Origin of the sequence: Caulobacter sp., from assembly GCF_049283275.1 — a bacterium.
Taxonomy (GTDB): domain Bacteria; phylum Pseudomonadota; class Alphaproteobacteria; order Caulobacterales; family Caulobacteraceae; genus Caulobacter.
Map to the genome: position 1 here is coordinate 1 of NZ_JBAPVS010000172.1, position 19695 is coordinate 19695.

The window sequence follows — 19695 nt, forward strand, 5'->3', positions numbered from 1 at the left end:
GTGCAGATCGGCGACGCCCTGATCAGCCTGACCGGCGGGGCGCTGGACGAGCCGCTGGGGCCGCTGGGCTCGTACCTGACGCCTGGCACGACCCTGGCCCTGCCGGCCAGGACCCGGTTCGGGGCCGCGGCGCTGGACCTCCATCCGCGCCCCGGCCTGACCTTGCACGCCGACCTGTCGATCGGCCGCACGGGGGTGGAGGGCGGCCTGCTGTCGCTGGACAGCGCCGTCAGCAGCGCCTGGCGGCTGGAGGCGGGCGCCGATTGTCGCCTGATCGGCTGGACCTGCTCGCGCCTGACCTTCGGCGTCTCACAGCCTCTGCGCATCGAGAGCGGCCAGTTTCGGGCCGTGCTGGCCGACGTGCCGCTGGCCTATGACGACCCGCTGACCTTCTCGACCCGCCGCTTCAGCGCCGCGCCCGACGGCCGCGAGATCGATCTCAACCTGGGCCTGGAGCGCGCCTTCGGGCCATGGCGCTCGCTGGTGGTGCGCACGAGTCTGGCCCTGCAGCCGGGTCACCAGGCCGACGCGGGGCCGGAGGTCGGGGCGCTGGCCACGTGGCGGTCGAGGTTTTAGGGGGCTCGCCCTCTCTGATCCGCTCATCCCGGCATTCGCCGGGATGAGCGGAGGAAGAGGAACGCTCTAGCCCCTTTCCTTCCGCCATTCCGCCGTTACAGTTCGCTCAAAACAAGTGTTTGAAGTGGAAGGAACGTCATGGCCCTCGACCTCGAGACCCGCGAGCAGTTGATCGACACGGTTCGCCGGTTCGTCGCCGAGCGGCTGCGTCCGATCGAGGCCAAGGTCGCCGAGGACGATGCGGTGCCGGCCGAGATCATCGAGGAGATGAAGGGCCTGGGGCTGTTCGGCCTGTCGATCCCCGAAGCGTTCGGCGGGCTGGGCCTGAACATGGAGGAGGAATGCCTGGTCGGCATCGAGCTGGGCCGCGCCTCGCCGGCCTTCCGCTCGGTGTTCGGCACCAATGTGGGCATCGGCAGCCAGGGGCTGGTCATGTTCGGCACCGACGCGCAGAAGGCCAAGTGGCTGCCCGGCATCGCCTCGGGCGAGATCGTCACCTCGTTCGCCCTGACCGAGCCGGAGGCCGGGTCCGACAGCGCCGCGGTCCAGACCCGCGCCACCCTGGACGGCGACGCGTACGTGCTGAACGGCTCCAAGCGCTACATCACCAACGCCGGCAAGGCCTCGCTGTTCACGGTGATGGCCCGCACCAATCCCGAGGTGAAGGGCGGTTCGGGCGTCTCGGCCTTCCTGGTGCCGCGCGATCTGCCGGGCCTTTCGGTCAGCAAGCCCGAGAAGAAGATGGGCCAGCAGGGCGCCCACATCCACGATGTCACTTTCGACAATGTCCGCGTGCCGGCCTGGAACCGGCTGGGCGCGGAGGGCGAGGGCTTCAAGGTGGCCATGCAGGTGCTGGACCGCGGGCGGCTGCACATCTCGGCGGTCTGCGTGGGGGTGGCCGAGCGGCTGGTCGCCGACTGCGTGGCCTATGCCAGCGAGCGCAAGCAGTTCGGCGCGCCCCTGGCCAGCTTCCAGATGGTGCAGGCGATGATCGCCGACAGCAAGACCGAAGCCCTGGCCGCGCGCGCCCTGACCCTTGAGACCGCCCGCCTGCGCGATTCGGGCGTGGGGGTGACCCTGGAAGCGGCGGCCGCCAAGCTGTTCGCCTCGGAAATGGTCGGCCGGGTCGCCGACCGGGCGGTGCAGATCTTCGGCGGGGCCGGCTATGTGGCCGACTACGGCATCGAGCGCCTGTATCGCGATGTGCGGATTTTCCGGATCTATGAGGGCGCCAGCGAGATTCAGAAGCTGGTCATCGCCCGCGAGACGCTGAAGCGGGGCGGGTAGGGCGCGGCGCTCGGTCGCGGAAGGCCGCCTTGATCTTGATCAAACCGTTAACCATAACCAGTCAATAGAGACCCTCCTTTCGTAGGGGTTTGTCTCATGAGCCGTGATCCGTCGCTGAACAAGCGCCTCGCCTTCATGGATCTGGATCATGACGCGCGCGGCGCGCTGCGGTCCCTGGCTCCGGTGATCGAGCGCGAAATCAAGACCGCCTTGGCTGCATTCTACGGCAAGGTCCGCGCGACGCCCGAGACAAGCGCCTTCTTCAGCGACGATGGGCATATCGCGCAGGCCAGCGCTCGGCAGCAAAGCCACTGGCGCGCCATCACCGAGGCCGAGTTCGGCGACGACTACGGCCGCGCGGTCAAGACGGTCGGCCAGGTCCACGCCCGCATCGGCCTGGAGCCGCGCTGGTACATCGGCGGCTACGCCCTGATCGCCGACCACCTGATGCGCGCGACGGTCAAGGACTTCTGGCCCAAGGGGATGTTCGTGGGCGGCGACGGCGGCGCGAAGGCCGGCGCGGCGGTCTCGGCCCTGATGAAGGCCGTGATGCTCGACATGGACATCGCCATTTCCACCTATCTCGAGGCTCTCGAAGCCGAGCGTCAGGCCCTGGAGGAAGCGCGCCGTCGAGACGCGCAAAACCAGAGCGCGATCGTCGCCGCCTTGGGCGAGGCCCTGGCCCGCGTGGCGCAGGGCGACCTGACGGCGCGCGTCAGCGGCGAGGCGGCGCCCGAATTCGAGGCCCTGCAGTCGGACTTCAACAACGCCTTGGGCATGCTGGAGCAAGCCATGCGCCAGGTCGCCGGCGCCACCGAGGGCATCCGACTGGGCGCCGACGAGATCGGCCTGGCGGCGGACGATCTGTCGCGTCGCACCGAGCAGCAGGCGGCCAGCCTGGAAGAGACAGCCGCCGCGCTCGACCAGATCACCGCTACGGTCCGCACCACGGCCAGCGGCGCCAAACAAGCCTCGACGGTGATCGCCGTCGCCAAGACCGACGCCGAGCAGTCCGGAGGGGTGGTCAGCGACGCCGTCGCGGCCATGGGCGAAATCCAGAGCTCGACGCGCGAGATCGGCAAGATCCTCGGGGTGATCGACGAGATCGCCTTCCAGACCAACCTGCGGGCCCTGAACGCTGGGGACGAGGCCGCCCGCGCGGGCGAAGCCGGCCGCGGCTTCGCGGTCGTGGCCCAGGAAGTGCGGGCCCTGGCCCAGCGTTCGGCCGACGCGGCCAAGGAAATCGAAGGCCTGATCTCGACCTCGACCCGTCAGGTCGAGGCGGGGGTGAAGCTCGTCGGCCAGACCGGCGTGGCGCTTCGCGGCATCGTCGGCAAGGTCGCCGAGATCGACGACCTGGTCACGGGCATCGCCGCCTCGGCCCAGGAGCAGTCCACGGGTCTGCACCAGGTCAATATCGCCGTGAACCAGATGGACCAGGTCACCCAGCAGAACGCCGCCATGGTCGAGCAGACCACGGCCGCCACGCATTCTCTGAAGGGAAAGTCGGCGGAGTTGGATCGTTTGCTGGGCGGCTTCACGCTCTCGGACGTGCGCCGCGCCGCTCCGGCCGCACCAGCGCCGCGTCCGGCGTCGCGTCCGGGCTCCAGCGTCCCTCCGCGCCGTGTCGCCGGCTCGGCGGCCGTGGCGGTGGACGAGGGCTGGCGGGAGTTCTGAGTCCCCAGGGCGCTCATTAGATCAACGCGTCCGTCGCAAGGCGGGCGCGTTTTTCGTCGGACGTCTGGGCCAGGCAAGACTCCAACGCAAAACACCCCCGCCGGCCCTAGCCGGAGCATCCCCTGTAAGGATGCTCCGACGGAGCCAGCGGAGGCGTGTTTAAGATCCTCCCGGGAAAGCCCGGGACAGGAGCTTTAAAGCTTACGCGCCGCCCGGGAAGCGGAACGGAACCTTCACGGTGCCGGTCTTGGCGCCCATGGGCAGCTTTTCAGCGATGCACATGGCGGCCTTGTCGAAACCCTTGCCCGCGGCGCTGTTGTCCACGACCTTGCATTCCGTGAGCTTGCCGGCGTCGGCGGTGCATTCCAGCATCACCTGAGCAGCGTCGCGCGTGTTGGCGAATTGTTGCAGGCAACGGCCCATTTGGTCTTCAAAGCCACCAGCCGCCGAGGCGGCTTGAGCGACAAAAAAGCTGCCAGCGATTCCCGCGGCAATAGCGATCGGATATTTCATCCCGCTGCTCCTAATAGTGTGTCTCGCCCTTCGGACGTTGCGTCGTCCGGACGCATGAGCTTTTTCTCAGAAGCGAGTTAAAATATTCTGAGTCACTAGAAGATGTTTTTATTCACGCATTGGTAACCACGATTACTTGGCGAATACGGAGGTTTCACTTGAAACTAGACTCCGAATTGATCTTTCGGGATTTCGCCTCCCGGAGGCGCGTGACTCACGCGCGCGCGCGGGCCTTTATTCTCAGCGCGGTTTGCGCCGGGCCCAGCGGGCGGGAAACGCGGGGAATGGCGGGGGGTGCGACAGCCCCTGCGGCAAAGGGCTTTAACCAAAGTCAGGAACTATTAGGAATATATCGTGATGATCCCCCTCGACATTGGCGACCCGTGCGCACGGGACGCCTCAAGAGGGGACTAAACCGATGAAGCGCTTCCGACTTGTCGATCTACCGTTGATCATCAAAATCGGCTTCGCGCCGGCTTTTGCTCTGCTGATGCTGGCTTTGATGGCCGGGGGGGCCATCGTCGTCCAGAAGAGCCAATCCGCCGCGCTCAAGCAGGTGGTCGAACAGGACATGCGGATCAACAGCGAAATCCAGTCGCTGTCGCGCCGCATCACCAACGCCCACGGCACGCTTTATCAGATCCTGGCCTCCAAGGCCGACCCGATGGCCCCGCCGGCGGGTCCGCGCATCACCGAGCTGCTCGCCGAGTTCGACAAGCTGGGTAAGGAAACCAAGGCCCTCTCCGCCAAGCTGCCCGTCTCGGAGCGTCCCAAGATCGACTCCCTGGTCAAGCAACTCGACGAATGCCGCAGCGCCATCGATACGGTCAGCGGCATGATCGACGTCGATATCGGCATGGCCAACAGCTTCGCCGGCAGCTTCGAAGACACCTATGTCAAGATGGCCGCCCAGCTGCAGAAGGTGGTCGATGACGCCGCCGGCCGCGCCACCAAGCAGGCCGCTCAACGCCAGGCCGAAGCCGCCGCCGCGATGAGCGCGACGATCGTGCTGTCGGTGATCACCCTGCTGGCCGTCGCCGGTCTGGCCTTCATGACCGTCATGACCACCCGCAAGTCGATCGGCGACATCGCCGGCGCCACCGAGAAGCTGTCGAAGGGCGACAATACGATCGACCTGGAGAAGATGACCCGCGGCGACGAGCTGGGCGCCATCGTCCGCTCGCTGAAGGTCTTCCGCGACAATCAGATCCATCTGGACCAGATGCGCGCCGAGCAAGAGAAGAACGCAGCCCTGACCGCCGACGAACGTCGCGCCAAGGAAGAGTCCGCCGCCGCCGCCGCCCGCGAGAACGCCCTGGTGGTGTCGTCGCTGGGCGACGCGCTGGAGCACCTGGCCAAGGGCGACCTGACGTTCCGCGTCCAGGCCGACTTCCCGGGCGACTACCGCAAGCTGAAGGACGACTTCAACGCCGCCATCACCCAGCTGCAGGAAACCATCAAGGTCATCGCGGCCTCGACGGACGGCCTGCGCACCGGGGCCGACGAGATCGCCCATGCCTCGGACGACCTGTCGCGCCGCACCGAGCAGCAAGCCGCCTCGCTGGAAGAGACCGCCGCCGCCCTGGACGAACTGACCGCCACGGTGCGTCGCACCGCCAGCGGCGCCAAGCAGGCCTCGGAAGTGGTTTCCAGCACCCGCGGCGAAGCCACCCATTCGGGCCAGGTCGTGCACGAGGCCGTCTCGGCCATGGGCGCCATCGAGGACTCGTCCAAGCAGATCAACCAGATCATCGGCGTCATCGACGAGATCGCCTTCCAGACCAACCTGCTGGCCCTGAACGCCGGCGTCGAAGCGGCTCGCGCCGGTGACGCCGGCCGCGGCTTCGCGGTCGTGGCTCAGGAAGTCCGGGCCCTGGCCCAGCGCTCGGCCGAAGCCGCCAAGGAGATCAAGACGCTGATCTCGTCCTCGACCCAGCAGGTCAGCCAAGGCGTCAGCCTGGTCGGCCAGACCGGCGAGGCCCTGCAGCGGATCGTGGTCAAGGTCGGCGAGATCGACGCCCTGGTCACCGAGATCGCCGCCTCGGCCGCCGAACAGGCCACCGGCCTGAACGAGGTCAACACCGCCGTCAACCAGATGGACCAGGTGACCCAGCAGAACGCCGCCATGGTCGAGCAGTCCACCGCCGCCACCCACTCGCTGAAGGGCGAGACCGGCGAGCTGGTGCGTCTGATCGGCCGCTTCCGGGTCGGCGACGGCCAACAGCAGACGACCGCCTACGAGCGTCCGCAGGTGGCCGACTCTACCCAGCACCACCCCGCCGCCAATCCGGTGGCTGAACAACGCGCTCGCCTCAACGCCTTCGCCCGTCCTGGACGCGGCGGCGCTGCGGCTGCGCCTGCCCCCGCCAGCGACAGCTGGGAGGAGTTTTGATGTCAACAGCGATCGCCCTGCCCGAAACCCTTGATCTGAAGGCTTCGGCGCCCCTCAAACAGGCGTTCGTCGAACGCCGGGGCCAGGACATCGAGGTCCATGCCGACCAGGTTCGCCGTCTCGGCGGCCTGTGCCTGCAGGTCCTGCTGGCCGCCCGCAAGGCGTGGGCAGAGGACGGCAAACCCTTTTCGATCACCGCGCCTTCCGAGGCGTTCGTGGAAACCATCCGTCTGTTCGGCGCCGAAGGGGCTCTGCTTCAGACCGAAAACCAAGGAGCTACATCGTGACGCGTACTGTCCTCACGGTCGATGACTCGCGAACGATGCGGGACATGCTGCGCATGGCCCTCGCCGGCGCGGGATTTAATGTTGTCGAGGCCGTTGATGGCGAACATGGGCTGGAAGTGCTTTCCGCCCACCGTCCCGATGTGATCATCACCGACATCAACATGCCCAAGCTGGATGGCTTCGGCTTCATCGAGGCGGTGCGGGTCGACGACGACTATCGCGCCATCCCGATCCTGGTTCTGACCACGGAAAGCGACCCCAGCAAGAAGCAGCGGGCTCGCGAAGCCGGCGCGACGGGCTGGATCGTCAAGCCGTTCAATCCGGAAAAGCTTGTTGAGGCGATCCGCCGCGTCGCGGCCTGACGGATCAAGTGCTCTAGATACTGAACTACGTTTTTAGGAAGTCGGGGAATGGACGAGCTAGAGGCCATCAAGGTCACCTTCTTTCAGGAATGCGAGGAATTGCTCGCGGATCTTGAAGGCGGGCTCTTGGCCATGCAGGACGGCAACGACGATGGCGACACCGTCAACGCCGTCTTCCGGGCCGTGCACTCCATCAAGGGCGGGGCGGGAGCCTTCGGCCTGGAACCGCTGGTGCGTTTCGCCCACGTGTTCGAGACCCTGCTCGACGCGCTGCGGTCCAATGAGATCCCGAGCACGCCGGACCTGACCGCCCTGTTGCTGCGCGCGTCGGACGTGCTGGCCGACCACGTCAGCGCCGCCCGCGGCCTGGGCGTCGTCGACATGGATGTTTCGGCCGCCATGGCCGCCGAGTTGAAGGTCGCCACCGACCCCGGCGCGGCCCCCGTGGCCGCCGCGCCGGTGGAAGAAGCGCCCGCCTCGATCCCCGAAACGCCCGCCCCGATCGTCGTCGGCGCCGAAGACGGCATGGACGATGACGACCTGGGCTTCGACTTCCAGCCTATGACCATCAGCCTCGACGCCCAGGCCGCCGACGCGGCCGTGCTCGACGGCAATGTCTGGACGGTGTCGATCCGTCCGCAGTCGGACCTTTATCGCAAAGCCAACGAAACCGGCCTGCTGCTGCGCGAATTGAGCCGCCTGGGCCCGATCCAGGCCACCCTCGACGACAGCGCCATGCCGACGCTGGAATTCCTCGATCCTGAAGCGGCCTATGTCACCTGGAGCGTCCGGGTCGAGACCGAGCAGGGCGAAGAAGCCATCCGCGAAGTCTTCGAGTTCGTCGACGGCGATTGCGACCTGGAGATCACCCGCGGCGAGGCCCCGGTGGCCGACGTGCTGGCGGGCCTGCTGGAGGTCGCCGCTCCGGAGCCCGAGCCCGAAGTCGTCCTCGAAGCGGCCCCCGTCGTGATCGAAGAACCCGTCGCCGCCGCTCCGGTGGTCGCGCCCGCCGCTCCGGAGCCCGTTTCGGCCCCGCCGCCCGTCGCGCCGCCGGTCGCCGCCAATGCACCGTCCGCCCCCGCGGCCAAGCCGGCTCAGATCGACGTCCCCGGCCCGGGCCAGTCGGTGATCCGCGTCGATCCCGAGCGCATCGACCACCTGATCGACCTGGTCGGCGAGCTGGTCATCAACCAGGCCATGCTGGCCCAACGGGTCGGCGAATACGGCATCGCCCCGTCCTCGAACCTGGCCATGGGCCTGGATGAGCTGGAACAGCTCACCCGCCAGATCCAGGACAGCGTGATGGCCATCCGCGCCCAGCCGGTGAAGTCGGTGTTCCAGCGCATGCCGCGCCTGGTCCGCGAAGTCGCCAACATGACGGGCAAGCAAGCCCGCCTGGTGATGGACGGCGAGAACACCGAGGTCGACAAGACGGTCATCGAGCGTCTGGCCGATCCGATCACCCACATGCTGCGCAACGCCATCGACCACGGGCTGGAAAGCCCCGAGGAGCGCAAGGCGGCCGGCAAGAATCCCGAAGGCGTCGTGCGCCTGGCGGCCCTGCACCGCAGCGGCCGGATCGTCATCGAGGTCCAGGACGACGGCAAGGGCATCAACCGCGAGCGGGTGCTGTCGATCGCCGTCAACAAGGGCCTGATCTCGCCGGACATCACGCTGACCGACGAAGAGATCGACAACCTGATCTTCCTCCCGGGCTTCTCGACCGCCGATAAGATCTCGGACGTCTCGGGCCGCGGCGTCGGCATGGACGTGGTCAAGCGCAGCGTCCAGGCGCTGGGCGGCCGCATCTCGATCTCCTCGCGTCCCGGCCTGGGTTCGACCTTCACCCTCAGCCTGCCGCTGACCCTGGCCGTCCTGGACGGCATGGTGGTCGACGTGGCCGGCGAGACCCTGGTCATCCCGCTGGCCTGCATCGTCGAAAGCCTGCGTCCGAAGGCCGAGGAAATCCGCCCGCTGGGTCCGACCGGTTCGGTCCTGGCCGTGCGCGACAGCTTCGTGCCGCTGATCGACGTGGGCCTGACCCTGAACTATCGCAGCACGTCGCCGTCGGCGACCGAGGGCGTGGTGCTGCTGGTCGAGGGCGAGGACGGCTCGCGCGCCGCCCTGGTGGCCGACGCCATCCACGGCCAGCGCCAAGTGGTCATCAAGTCGCTGGAGCAGAACTACCAGCAGGTCGAGGGCGTCGCCGCCGCGACGATCCTGGGCGATGGCCGCGTGGCTCTGATCCTCGACGTCGACGCGGTGATCAACCTGCGTCGCCGCAGTCCGCCGCCCGCTTCCGATCCCACCCTCATCGCCGCGGAATAGCTCGATGAACGAACCCCACACCACCCCCAGCGCCGAGACCCGCGAATTGATCTCGTTCCGCGTGGGCGACCAGGAATACTGTGTGGACATCATGGCCGTGCGCGAAATTCGCGGCTGGAGCCCCGCGACCACCCTGCCGCAATCGCCCGCCTACATGCGCGGGGTGATAAACCTGCGCGGCGCGGTGCTGCCGATCATGGATCTGGCCGCCCGCATCGGCATGGAGACCACCGAGCCGAACGTGCGCAGCGTGTTCATCGTCGTCCAGGCCGGCGACCGCACGGTCGGCCTGCTGGTCGACGCGGTGTCCGACATCCTGTCGATCACCGACGACATGTGCCAGCCGACCCCCGACATCGCCTGCGAAAACGTTCGTCACTTCGTGCGCGGCATCATTTCCATCGAAGGGCGGATGATCAGCGAGATTTCGTTGGACCGCCTGCTCCCCGAGCGAGAGGCCATGGCCGCCTAAGATGACCACATCCTCGACCTCCTCCACCGATCGCCGTGAGGCCCTCGTCGACGGCGAGTTCGCCTTCACGACCGCCGACTTCAAGCGGATCGCGGCCCTGCTGTACGATCAGGCCGGCATCAGCCTGCCCGACAGCAAGGCGACGCTGGTCTATTCGCGCTTGGCCAAGCGACTGCGCGTCCTGGGCCTGAAGACCTTCTCCGAGTACTGCACGTTCGTTGCGCAGGACGGCAATGTCGACGAGCAGCAGCATATGCTGCGGGCCTTGACGACCAACGTCACCCGCTTCTTCCGCGAACCGCATCACTTCGACGACCTGCGCGTCAGCATCCTGGAGCCCATGGCCGACAAGGTCCGGGCCGGCGGGCGTCTGCGCCTGTGGTCGGCGGCCTGTTCGTCGGGCCAGGAGCCTTATTCGATGGCCTTCACCGTGCTGTCGGTGTGGCCGAACGCCGCCGATCTGGACATCCGGATCCTGGGCACCGACATCGACACCAATGTGCTGGCCACCGGCCGGGCGGCTGTCTACGAGGAGCAACTTCTCGAGGGCATTCCCGCCAATATGCGCAGCCAGTATTTCGAGCGTGACACCAGCGACCGTCGCAGCTTCCGAGTCTGCGAGGCCGCCCGCCAGATGGTGGCGTTCCGCGAACTGAACCTGAACGGCCCCAGCTGGCCGATGAAGGGTCCGTTCGACGCCATCTTCTGCCGTAACGTCGTGATCTATTTCGACGAGCCCACCCAGGAACGGGTCTGGCAGCGCTTCGCGCCGCTGGTGTCGCCGGGCGGTAAGCTCTATGTCGGCCATTCCGAACGCGTGGGCGCGTCGGTCACGGCCTTTGAAAGCGCTGGCCTGACCGCCTATCGCAAGGCAGGAGGTCGCTGATGGCCAAGATTCGCGTTCTCGTCGTCGATGACTCCGCCACCATGCGGGGCCTGATCACGGCCGCCCTGACCCGCGACCCCGAAATCGAGGTGGTCGGCGCCGCCGGCGACCCGTTCGAGGCCCGGGGCATGATCAAGGCCCTGAACCCCGACGTCGTCACCCTCGACATCGAAATGCCGAACATGAACGGCATCGAGTTCCTCGAGAAGATCATGCGCCTGCGGCCGATGCCGGTGGTCATGGTCTCCAGCCTGACCCAGGCCGGGGCCGAGATGACCCTGCGCGCGTTGGAGCTGGGCGCGGTCGACTGTGTGGGCAAGCCCACCAGCGCGACCGGCACCGCCGAGGCGCTGGCCGAGGTGGCCGAGAAGGTCAAGGCCGCGGCCCGCGCTTCGGTGCGGACCAAGGCCGACGCCGCGCCGGCCGCCCCTCGCCGCCTGAACTACGTGCCGTCGGGCGACATCGTGGCGATCGGCTCGTCGACCGGCGGGGTGGAGGCTCTGCTGACCATCCTCAGCCAGTTCCCCGAGACCGGCCCGCCGACGGTGATCACCCAGCACATGCCGGCCACCTTCACGGCCAGCTTCGCCGCGCGGCTCGACCGGGCCAGCGGCGCCAAGGTTCAGGAAGCCGTCGACGGCGCTTTGCTTGAGCCGGGCAAGGTCTACGTCGCCCCAGGCGGCGCGACCCACCTGGAAGTCGTTCGCTCGGCCGGGCTGCGCTGCCGCCTGGTTGACGGTGATCCCGTCAGCGGCCACAGGCCTTCGGTCGACGTGCTCTTCAATTCAGTGGCTCAGGCGGTCGGCGACAAGGCGGTCGGCGTCATCCTGACGGGAATGGGCCGTGACGGCGCGCAAGGCCTGCTGGCCATGCGCAAGGCCGGCGCCCGGACGATCGGCCAGGACGAACAGAGTTGCGTCGTCTACGGCATGCCTCGTACGGCTTTTGAACTCGGCTCGGTGGAGAAGCAGGTCGCCCTGTCCTCCATGGGCCAAACAATCCTCGATCTGGCCTCCGCGAGGCGATGAACCCATGCCCCAAGCAAGCACCATTTCCGTTCTCGTCGTCGACGACCAGCTGACCATGCGGGCGTTGATCCGCAACGCCTTGCAGCAGATCGGTTTCAAGGACATCCGCGAGGCCCCTGACGGCGAGGAGGCGCTCAAGAACCTCCTGGCCAAGCCGGCCAACCTGGTCATCTCGGACTTCAACATGCCGAAGATGGACGGGCTGGCCCTGTTGCGCGCGGTGCGCTCGCACCCGCCGATCCGCCAGACGGCCTTCGTCATGCTGACCGGCCGGGCCGACCGCGAGCTCGTGCAGCGCGCGGTGCAGTTCGGCGTCAACAACTACTGCGTCAAGCCGTTCACGGTCCAGGGTTTGAGGGAGAAGATCGAACAGGTCTTCGGCCAATTGACATGATCAATCGCGATCCCCACCCAGATGAAGCGGGTCCGGCGATCAAGGTTCACGTCACCCAGGGCGAGAGCCATGTGTCGGCCGATCCTAGCGTGGTCATGACCACGGTGCTCGGCTCGTGCATCGCCGCCTGCCTGCGCGATCCTACGACGGGCATCGGCGGCATGAACCACTTCCTGCTGCCCGACTCCGGCGACCGGTCCAAGGACGGCGGCGACGCCGTGCGCTACGGCGCCTACGCCATGGAGCTGCTGATCAACGGCCTGCTGAAGAAGGGCGCGCGTCGCGACCGTCTCGAGGCCAAGATCTTCGGCGGCGGCAAGCTGTTCGACGGCCTTTCGGACGTCGGCGCCAGCAACGCCGCCTTCGCCGAGCGCTTCTTGCGCGACGAAGGCATTCCGATCGTCTCGTCCAGCACCGGGGGCCTGTCGGCCCGGCGCGTCGAGTTCTGGCCGGCGTCCGGCCGGGTTCGCCAGCGCCTGGTCGCGGTCGACAATGCGCCGGTGGAAGTCCGTCGTCCCGCACCCGTGCCCGCCCCCGCCGACCACAGCGGCGAACTGGAGCTGTTTTGATCCTATGACCGCGCAGCCGCTTGCCTTGACCGACGTGCTCGAGACCGTGAGCGAAAACCCCGGGCAACTGCCCGTGGGCGAGCTTTCGCGTCGACTGGCGGCGGAACTGATGGCGGCGGCGATGATCTGCCGCGACTGCGAACACATCGCCGGCGACCTGGCCGGCGGCGGCGCCGTGCTGGAGAACCTGTCGCGGCTGCAGGCCCTGGACGAGTTGAGCCAGCGCCTGCACGGCCTGTCCGACGTCCTGACGCGCATCGGCCAGCACGCTTCCGGAGAATGGAGCATGGCCATCGAGCCGCTGCTGGAAGGTCTGGGCCTGGGCGACCTGGTGGGGCGTCTGCGCCACGCCGAAGACCCTGCCGCCGGGAAGACCGAAGCCGGCGAGCTCGATTTCTTCTAAATCATGCCCGAAGCGCTCCAGGCCTCGACCCGCATCAATCTCGAAAAGATCGAGGTCCTGCTCGTCGACGACAGCATCCCGTCCTTGAACCTGCTGTCCCAGGTGCTGCTCGGCTTCGGCGTCGGGAACGTGACCCGGGCCGACGGCGCCAAGGCGGCCCAGGCTCTGCTGCGGGACAGCACGTTCGACCTGGTCATCAGCGCCACCAACATGACCGGGGTCGACGGCTATGAACTGGTCAAATGGCTGCGTCGCGGCGCCCTTGAGGCCAATCGTTATCTCGCGGTGATCCTGGTCTCCGGCCACACCCCGCCTTCGCAGGTGTTCAAGGCCCGCGACGCCGGCGCGAACTTCACGGTGGCCAAGCCGATCTCGCCCAAGATCCTGCTGGAGCGCATCCTGTGGTCGGCCAAGGAAGAGCGGCAGTTCATCGAGTGCGAAAGCTACGTGGGTCCCGATCGCCGGTTCAAGAATGACGGCCCTCCGGCGGGCGCCAAAGGGCGTCGCCGCGACGACCCTCCGCAAGCCCTGCGTCCGCCGGGCGCCCAGACGCCGGAATCGACCGAACCCGGGAAGGTGAAGCCATGAGCGCCGTGCGTAAATTCCGCGCCCCCAACCGGTTGTCGAAACTGGTTCGCGCCGAAGGCGGTCGGTTGGCTCAGGAGGCCTTGGCGGCCGCTGATGCGGCGCTGGAGCCGCTGCGCGCCGAGTCGCTGGAGGCGCTCGACGCCGCCATGGCCGAGATCGAAAGCCTGTTCGGCAAGTCGGCGGCGGCGACCCGCGCTTCCGGCGCCTATCGCGACCTCTATGGCTTGGTGTTGCGCATTATTGACGTGTCGGGCTTCCTGCCGGGGTCGTGCGTCGACCAGGCGGCGATCTCGTTCTGCACGCTGATCGACAATTGCGCGGAGTCTGACGCCTGGCGCTGGGACGCCGTCGACGTTCACATCAACGCGTTGCGCCTGCTGCGCACGGTCGATTTGAATCCCCAGCAGCGGCGCGCGGTGATCGATGGACTCAACAAGGTCAGCCAACTGCGTATCGACGAGGCCTGAGCAGGGTTGGGTCGCGCATCGAGCTTAAAACTCGATGTGACCGAAACGACACGCTTTCCGCACCGCTACAACCCGCCACATCTCAGCCATCTTGTGAAGGACGGTTTCATTTGATACCGCTGACATTGCTACCGGTGTCAGGACAAAGTCTCACTGAGATTTGACACCGGTGTCAGAATAGACAGTCAAGCGACGGCCGCGCCGGAAGTGATGCGGGTACGGGGCTTGGCTGGGCGATGCGAGGGCGTCGTTGAAAAGAAACGTGATCACGGGAGGAGGATTCTTTGTCTCAGGTCTTTAACAAGCGCATCCGTGCGCTGAAGCTCGGTTCGTCCAGCAGCGCCCTGCTGATAGCGCTGGCGGTGGCCGGAGTCGCCGCCGCGCAGGAAGCGCCTGCGCCCGCCGACGACAACGCGGTGGAAGCGGTGGTCGTTACAGGTTTCCGTAGCAGCCTGGCCAAGGCGTTGAACGTCAAGCGCGGGGAAGCCGCTGCAGTTGACTCGATCCTGGCCGAGGACATCGGCAAGTTCCCCGACCTCAACCTGTCGGAATCGATCCAGCGCATCCCCGGGGTCGCCATCACCCGCGACGGCGGCGAAGGCCGCCAGATCTCGGTTCGCGGCCTGGGTCCGCAGTTCACGCGCGTGCGCATTAACGGCATGGAGGCGCTGACCACGGCCGGCGGCGCCGACGCCTCGGGCGGCACCAACCGCGGCCGTTCGTTCGACTTCAATATCTTCGCCTCGGACCTTTTCAGCGCCATCACGGTGCGCAAGACCGCCGAAGCCGAGACTGAAGAGGGCTCGCTGGGCGCCACGGTCGACCTGCGCACGGCGCGGCCGTTCGACTACAAGGGTTTCCAGATGTCGGGCTCGCTGCAGGGCAGCTATAACGACCTGGCCGAAAAGGCCTCGCCGCGCGGCGCCTTCATGATCTCTAACACCTGGAAGGACGACACGTTCGGCGCCCTGTTCTCGGTGGCCTACACCGAGCGCAAGCTGATCGAGGAAGGCTCCAGCACCGTGCGCTGGGCGACCGGCAACGCGATTGCGCCGGGCTTCGAATCCGCCCCGGCTGGCATGACCCTGGCCGCCGCCAACGCCGCCTTCCATCCGCGTTTCCCGCGCAACGATATCTACAAGAATGACCAGAAGCGCCTGGGCGCCACCCTGGGCCTGCAGTGGAAACCGACCGACCGGACCCTGGTCTCGTTCGACGCCCTCTATGCCAATCTTAAGGGCACTCGCGAGGAGCAGAACCTCGAGGCCCCGTCGTTCAGCACCGGCACTGCCTGCACGACCGGCAACCGCGCCACGACCTGCGGCATCGCCGACACGAACGTCATGTCGGCCACGATCGAAAACGGCGTGATGACCAAGGGCGTGTTCGACGACGTCGATGTGGCGGTCGAGAATCGCTTCGACAAGCTGGAAACCCAGTTCACCCAGTACTCGCTGAGCGGCTCGCACGAGATCAATGACCGCTTCCTGGTTGAAGGCGTCATTGGTCACTCCAAGTCGGATCATCAGAACCCGATCCAGACGACGTTGCGTTACGACTACTTCAACGTCGATGGCTATTCGTACGACTTCACCGATCGTGGCAGCCCGGTTTTCGGCTTCGGCAACGCGACCCTGACCGATCCGACGAAATGGAGGCTGACCCAGATCCGCCTGCGCCCGCAAACGTCCGTCAACACCTATGACATGGTGCATGTCGGCGGCGTGTTCGACGTCAACGACGCGATCAAGCTGAAGGCTGGCCTGGACTTCAAGAAGTATGAGTTCGAGACTACCGAGATGCGCCGCTCGATCGGCACCTCGGCCAACCAGGAATCGGTGATCCCGACCGGCGTGGCCGCGATCGCCCTGTCCGGTTACAGCCAACAGGTCAACTTCAACGGCGTCAACTCGATCATTCCGGACGTTCAGGCTGCGGCCACTGTGCTGGGCCTCTATGACCCGACCGCCTTCGGCGGCGCCTTCAAGCTTGGCGCCGAACCTTCGCTGGGCAACAACCGTTCGGTCGGCGAGAAGGATCAGGGCGGCTTTGTCCAAGCCGACTTCACAAGCCAGATCGGCAGCGTGCCGGTGCGCGGCAATATCGGCGTCCGCTACGTGGAGACCCAACAGTCGGCCAACGGCTACACCTATGCCGGTGGTGCGCCAGTGGCCCTGTCTTCCGAGCGAAAATACCACGACACCCTACCGTCGCTGAACCTGGTGGTCGAACCGACCGACAACTTCCTGATCCGCTTCGCCGCGGCCAAAGTGATGTCGCGTCCCGATCTCGGCAGCTTGACGCCCGGCGCCACGGTCAGCGTTTCGGGCAGCGCGCGCACGGTGACCGTGGGCAACCCGGAGTTGGATCCTTACCGCGCCAATAGCTACGACCTGGCCTTCGAATGGTACTTCCAGTCCCAGGCCCTGCTGTCGGTCGCCTTCTTCAAGAAGGACATCGGCAGCCTGGTGCAGACGGTGACCACCTCGCAGCCGTTCACCGGTAATTCGTTCGGCATTCCCGACAGCGTGGCGATCGCCGCCTGTAACAACGCCTCGGGCTGCAACGCGGCGGCGCTATGGAATTTCTCCGCGCCGCGCAACACTCAGGGCGGCACGGTGAAGGGCGTGGAGTTCAACTACCAGCAGCCGTTCAAGTTCTTGCCCAGCTTCCTGGCCAACACCGGCGTGCTACTGAACTACACCTATGTGAAGTCCGACGTCGAATATGTGGACTCGGCGGGCAAGGTGCTGGTGGCGACTGACCTGACCGGCCTGTCGCGTAACGGCTATAACGCCACGCTCTACTACGAAGACACCAAGATCAGCGCCCGTGTTTCGGCCTCGTACCGCGACAAATATCTGACTCGCGTCCTGGGTCAGGAAAACACCACGGCGGCGCCAGTTCCGTATGACGGCACCAACTCGACCCTCAATGTCGACGCGTCGGTGCAATACACGCTCAATGATCGGTGGAAGCTGTCCCTCGAAGGTGTGAACCTGACCGACGAGAACCAGGACCAGTTCACCGGCGCGCAGAACATGCCGGTGGTCTATCACCACACCGGCCGCGAAATCCTGGCGGGCGTGCGCTTCAAGTTCTAGCGCGCGTGCCCAGGTCGAAAACAGGAAAGGGCGCCGGTCTGACCGGCGCCCTTTTTGTCATGCGACGACGGTGAAACTCAGCCGGCGACGAGCCCGTTGATCCAGGTCTCGCGTACGTTCAGCGCCTGGTCCAGCAGCACCAAGTCGGCGGCCTGGCCCGCGCTTATGGCGCCGCGCTCGCCGGCCAGGCCCAGGAAGGCGGCCGGGGTCGCCGAGGCGATCGACACAGCGTCCTCCAGCGACAGGCCCAGCATCGACATGGCGTTGCGCACCGCGCCGACCATGTCCAGGTCCGAGCCGGCCAGGGTGCCCTGGTCATCGACGCAGACGCCGTCGACCACCCGAATGTGGCGGCCCTGCAGGTCGAAACTCTTGTCGGTCATGCCGACGGTCGGCATGGCGTCGGTCACCAGCATGAAGCGGTTCAGCGGACGGGTGCGCAGGGCGATGCGCAGCACGACCGGATCCACGTGGCGGCCGTCGACGATGATCCCGCACCAGGCGGTGATGCTTTCCAAGGCCGCGCCGACCACGCCGGGCTCGCGGCTGGTCAGCGGCGACATGGCGTTGAACAGGTGGGTGAAGCCGGTCAGGCCGGCGTCCAGAGCCTTGCGCACCGTGCCGTAGGCGGCGTTGGTGTGGCCGGCGGCGACCGTGACGCCGGCGGCCGTCAGACGACGGACCATCTCGGGCGTGGTGGTCTCCGGCGCCAGGGTCACCAGGGTCTTGCCGCGCTTGAGGGAGCTGAGCAGGGCCACGGCCTCGTCGTCCAGGATCCTGAACTTGCTGGAATCGTGGATGCCTTTGCGCTTCACATTGAGGAAGGGGCCCTCGATGTGGACGCCCAACACGCCGGGCACGCCCGCCGCGATCGCCTGTTCGGTCGCCCGCATGGCCGCGTCGACCACGGCCAGGTCGTCGCTGATCAGGGTCGGCAGGAAGCCGGTGGTGCCGTATGGGCGGTGGGCGGCGCCGATGGCGGCGATCGCCTCGACCGTGGTGGCGTCGTTGAACAGCACCCCGCCGCCGCCATTGACCTGGGTGTCGATGAAGCCGGGGACCAGCAGGCCGCCGTCCAGGTCGTGGCGCGGGGCGCCGACCGGGGCGTCGGCGCCGTCGACGATGCTGTCGATCCGTCCGTCGCGGATCACCACGGCCTTGCCGTCGACGATCCCTTCCGGCGTCAGGATGCGGCCATTGACGAGAACAGACTGCATCAGACGGTTTCTGTGACCTTGTTGAGGTGCGGCGGGCTGTCGGGATCGTAGCCGCGGGCCACCGACAACGCATTGGCCATTCGATAGAAGCTCTGGATCATCAGGATTGGCTCGATCACGGGGTGCGCGGCCAGCGCGGGCAGAACCCCGGCGCCTGTTTCTCCGGCGCCGGCCAGCAGCACGTCGCCGCCGCGCTCGGCCACGCCCTTGGCCATGGCGTCGACGCTGTCGCGGCTCTCATCGTTCTGGGCGAAGACCAGGACCGGAAAGCCTTCCTTCACCAGGGCCATAGGTCCGTGCAGCACCTCGGCGGCGCTGAAGGCCTCGGCGTGCAGGCCGCAGGTCTCCTTGAACTTCAGGGCCGCCTCCTGGGCGACGCCGAAGCCGACGCCGCGTCCCAGCACATAGAGATTGCGCGCCGTCTTCAGGCGTTCGACGGCCGGCGTCCAGTCCAGGACCCAGGCCTGGGCCAGCAGGGCGGGCAGGGCGGTCAGGGCGGCGGTCAGGTCGTCGTCTTCGGTCCAGGCGGCGACCAGTTGGACGATGGCGGCCAGGGCGGCGATGTAGGATTTGGTGGCCGCCACGCTCAGTTCAGGGCCGGCGTGCAGCGGCAGCACCTCGTCGGCCAGGGCGGCCAGGGGCGAGGCGGTGTCGTTGACCAGGGCGATGACGAAGGCGCCGGCCGCCTTGGCGGCCTGCACGGCCGCCAGCAGGTCGGGGCTCTTGCCCGACTGCGAAATGGCCAGATAGAGCACCCCGCCCAGGTCCTGGTGGGCGGCGTAGACGGAAGCGACCGACAGGGCGGCCGACGAGGTCAGCACGCCGGTGCGGGTCTCGACCAGGTACTTGGCGAAGGTGGCGGCATGGTCGCTGCTGCCGCGCGCGCAGGTGACCACGGCGCGGGGCGGATTGGCGCGCAGGCGCTCGGCGATCTTGGCGGCGCGGGGCGCGTTGGCGTTCAGCTGGGCGGCGACGGCTTGCGAGGCCTGGCCAGCCTCCAGGAACATGCGGGTCGATTCCGCCGTCAGCCGCGCCGGCCCAGCGGAGGGCGAGGTGGGTGGTGCGGATCGGGTCAAGACGTTGGCCTCCAAGACGGACGTTCCCTTCAGATAAGCTCGCCGGGGCGGGCCCCGTTCAGTGCGGAC

Annotated in this window: 18 protein-coding genes and 1 pseudogene; 16 read left to right on the forward strand and 3 right to left on the reverse strand. The window is 67.0% G+C overall.

Annotated features, from left to right (window positions below; translation table 11 throughout):
* The 3 genes and pseudogenes from WAL33_RS09335 to WAL33_RS09345 form a co-directional block, all read left to right on the forward strand.
* A pseudogene (locus WAL33_RS09335) lies at positions 1-576 on the forward strand (peptidase S8/S53 subtilisin kexin sedolisin); the annotation flags it as partial.
* Positions 577-714: 138 nt separating this feature from the next.
* The gene (locus WAL33_RS09340) at positions 715-1863 is read left to right on the forward strand and encodes an acyl-CoA dehydrogenase family protein (RefSeq protein WP_422180696.1); all 1149 of its coding nucleotides are present in this window, start codon (positions 715-717) and stop codon (positions 1861-1863) included.
* 96 nt (positions 1864-1959) lie between these two features.
* The gene (locus tag WAL33_RS09345) at positions 1960-3540 is read left to right on the forward strand and encodes a methyl-accepting chemotaxis protein (protein WP_422180698.1); all 1581 of its coding nucleotides are present in this window, start codon (positions 1960-1962) and stop codon (positions 3538-3540) included.
* Between the two features lie 201 nt (positions 3541-3741).
* Here WAL33_RS09345 and WAL33_RS09350 read toward each other — a convergent pair whose 3' ends face one another.
* The gene (locus WAL33_RS09350) at positions 3742-4053 is read right to left on the reverse strand and encodes a hypothetical protein (protein WP_012284370.1); all 312 of its coding nucleotides are present in this window, start codon (positions 4051-4053) and stop codon (positions 3742-3744) included.
* A gap of 418 nt (positions 4054-4471) precedes the next feature.
* Between WAL33_RS09350 and WAL33_RS09355 the strand changes: the two genes are divergently transcribed.
* From WAL33_RS09355 to WAL33_RS09415, 13 genes are all read left to right on the forward strand, one after another.
* The gene (locus tag WAL33_RS09355) at positions 4472-6445 is read left to right on the forward strand and encodes a methyl-accepting chemotaxis protein (RefSeq protein ID WP_422180700.1); all 1974 of its coding nucleotides are present in this window, start codon (positions 4472-4474) and stop codon (positions 6443-6445) included.
* On the forward strand, positions 6445-6732 hold the full coding sequence (locus WAL33_RS09360; protein WP_422180702.1) for an STAS domain-containing protein: 288 nt from the start codon (positions 6445-6447) through the stop codon (positions 6730-6732). Before WAL33_RS09355 ends, WAL33_RS09360 begins: the two co-directional genes overlap by 1 nt.
* Complete coding sequence (locus WAL33_RS09365; protein WP_028038734.1) at positions 6729-7094, forward strand: response regulator; 366 nt, start codon at positions 6729-6731, stop codon at positions 7092-7094. Before WAL33_RS09360 ends, WAL33_RS09365 begins: the two co-directional genes overlap by 4 nt.
* Before the next feature lie 48 nt (positions 7095-7142).
* Positions 7143-9422 carry a chemotaxis protein CheA gene (locus WAL33_RS09370; protein ID WP_422180705.1) on the forward strand — a complete coding sequence of 760 codons (2280 nt, stop codon included), beginning with the start codon at positions 7143-7145 and terminating at the stop codon, positions 9420-9422.
* Between the two features lie 4 nt (positions 9423-9426).
* The gene (locus WAL33_RS09375; protein WP_422180707.1) at positions 9427-9894 is read left to right on the forward strand and encodes a chemotaxis protein CheW; all 468 of its coding nucleotides are present in this window, start codon (positions 9427-9429) and stop codon (positions 9892-9894) included.
* Position 9895: 1 nt separating this feature from the next.
* On the forward strand, positions 9896-10780 hold the full coding sequence (locus WAL33_RS09380) for a CheR family methyltransferase (protein WP_422180709.1): 885 nt from the start codon (positions 9896-9898) through the stop codon (positions 10778-10780).
* Positions 10780-11808, forward strand: a complete 1029-nt coding sequence (locus WAL33_RS09385) for a protein-glutamate methylesterase/protein-glutamine glutaminase (RefSeq protein ID WP_422180711.1) — start codon at positions 10780-10782, stop codon at positions 11806-11808. Before WAL33_RS09380 ends, WAL33_RS09385 begins: the two co-directional genes overlap by 1 nt.
* Before the next feature lie 4 nt (positions 11809-11812).
* A complete protein-coding gene (locus tag WAL33_RS09390) occupies positions 11813-12202 on the forward strand; it encodes a response regulator (protein ID WP_047403396.1) in 390 nt (129 codons plus the stop codon).
* Positions 12199-12771 carry a chemotaxis protein CheD gene (locus tag WAL33_RS09395; protein WP_422180713.1) on the forward strand — a complete coding sequence of 191 codons (573 nt, stop codon included), beginning with the start codon at positions 12199-12201 and terminating at the stop codon, positions 12769-12771. Before WAL33_RS09390 ends, WAL33_RS09395 begins: the two co-directional genes overlap by 4 nt.
* Before the next feature lie 4 nt (positions 12772-12775).
* Positions 12776-13174, forward strand: coding sequence for a chemotaxis protein CheU (locus WAL33_RS09400; RefSeq protein WP_422180715.1), 399 nt, complete (start codon positions 12776-12778; stop codon positions 13172-13174).
* A gap of 3 nt (positions 13175-13177) precedes the next feature.
* On the forward strand, positions 13178-13762 hold the full coding sequence (locus WAL33_RS09405; protein ID WP_422180717.1) for a response regulator: 585 nt from the start codon (positions 13178-13180) through the stop codon (positions 13760-13762).
* The gene (locus WAL33_RS09410) at positions 13759-14229 is read left to right on the forward strand and encodes a chemotaxis protein CheE (RefSeq protein WP_422180719.1); all 471 of its coding nucleotides are present in this window, start codon (positions 13759-13761) and stop codon (positions 14227-14229) included. The genes WAL33_RS09405 and WAL33_RS09410 overlap by 4 nt, the downstream gene beginning before the upstream one ends.
* 284 nt (positions 14230-14513) lie before the next feature.
* The gene (locus WAL33_RS09415) at positions 14514-17333 is read left to right on the forward strand and encodes a TonB-dependent receptor (protein ID WP_422180721.1); all 2820 of its coding nucleotides are present in this window, start codon (positions 14514-14516) and stop codon (positions 17331-17333) included.
* Positions 17334-17410: 77 nt separating this feature from the next.
* On the opposite strand, the gene nagA is transcribed toward WAL33_RS09415, so the two are convergent.
* Together nagA and WAL33_RS09425 are read right to left on the reverse strand one after the other, a co-directional pair.
* On the reverse strand, positions 17411-18550 hold the full coding sequence (nagA, locus tag WAL33_RS09420) for an N-acetylglucosamine-6-phosphate deacetylase (protein WP_422180723.1): 1140 nt from the start codon (positions 18548-18550) through the stop codon (positions 17411-17413).
* Entirely contained in the window at positions 18550-19641 is a 1092-nt protein-coding gene (locus tag WAL33_RS09425) for an SIS domain-containing protein (protein WP_422180725.1), read from the reverse strand. The genes nagA and WAL33_RS09425 overlap by 1 nt, the downstream gene beginning before the upstream one ends.
* Positions 19642-19695: the final 54 nt, after the last annotated feature.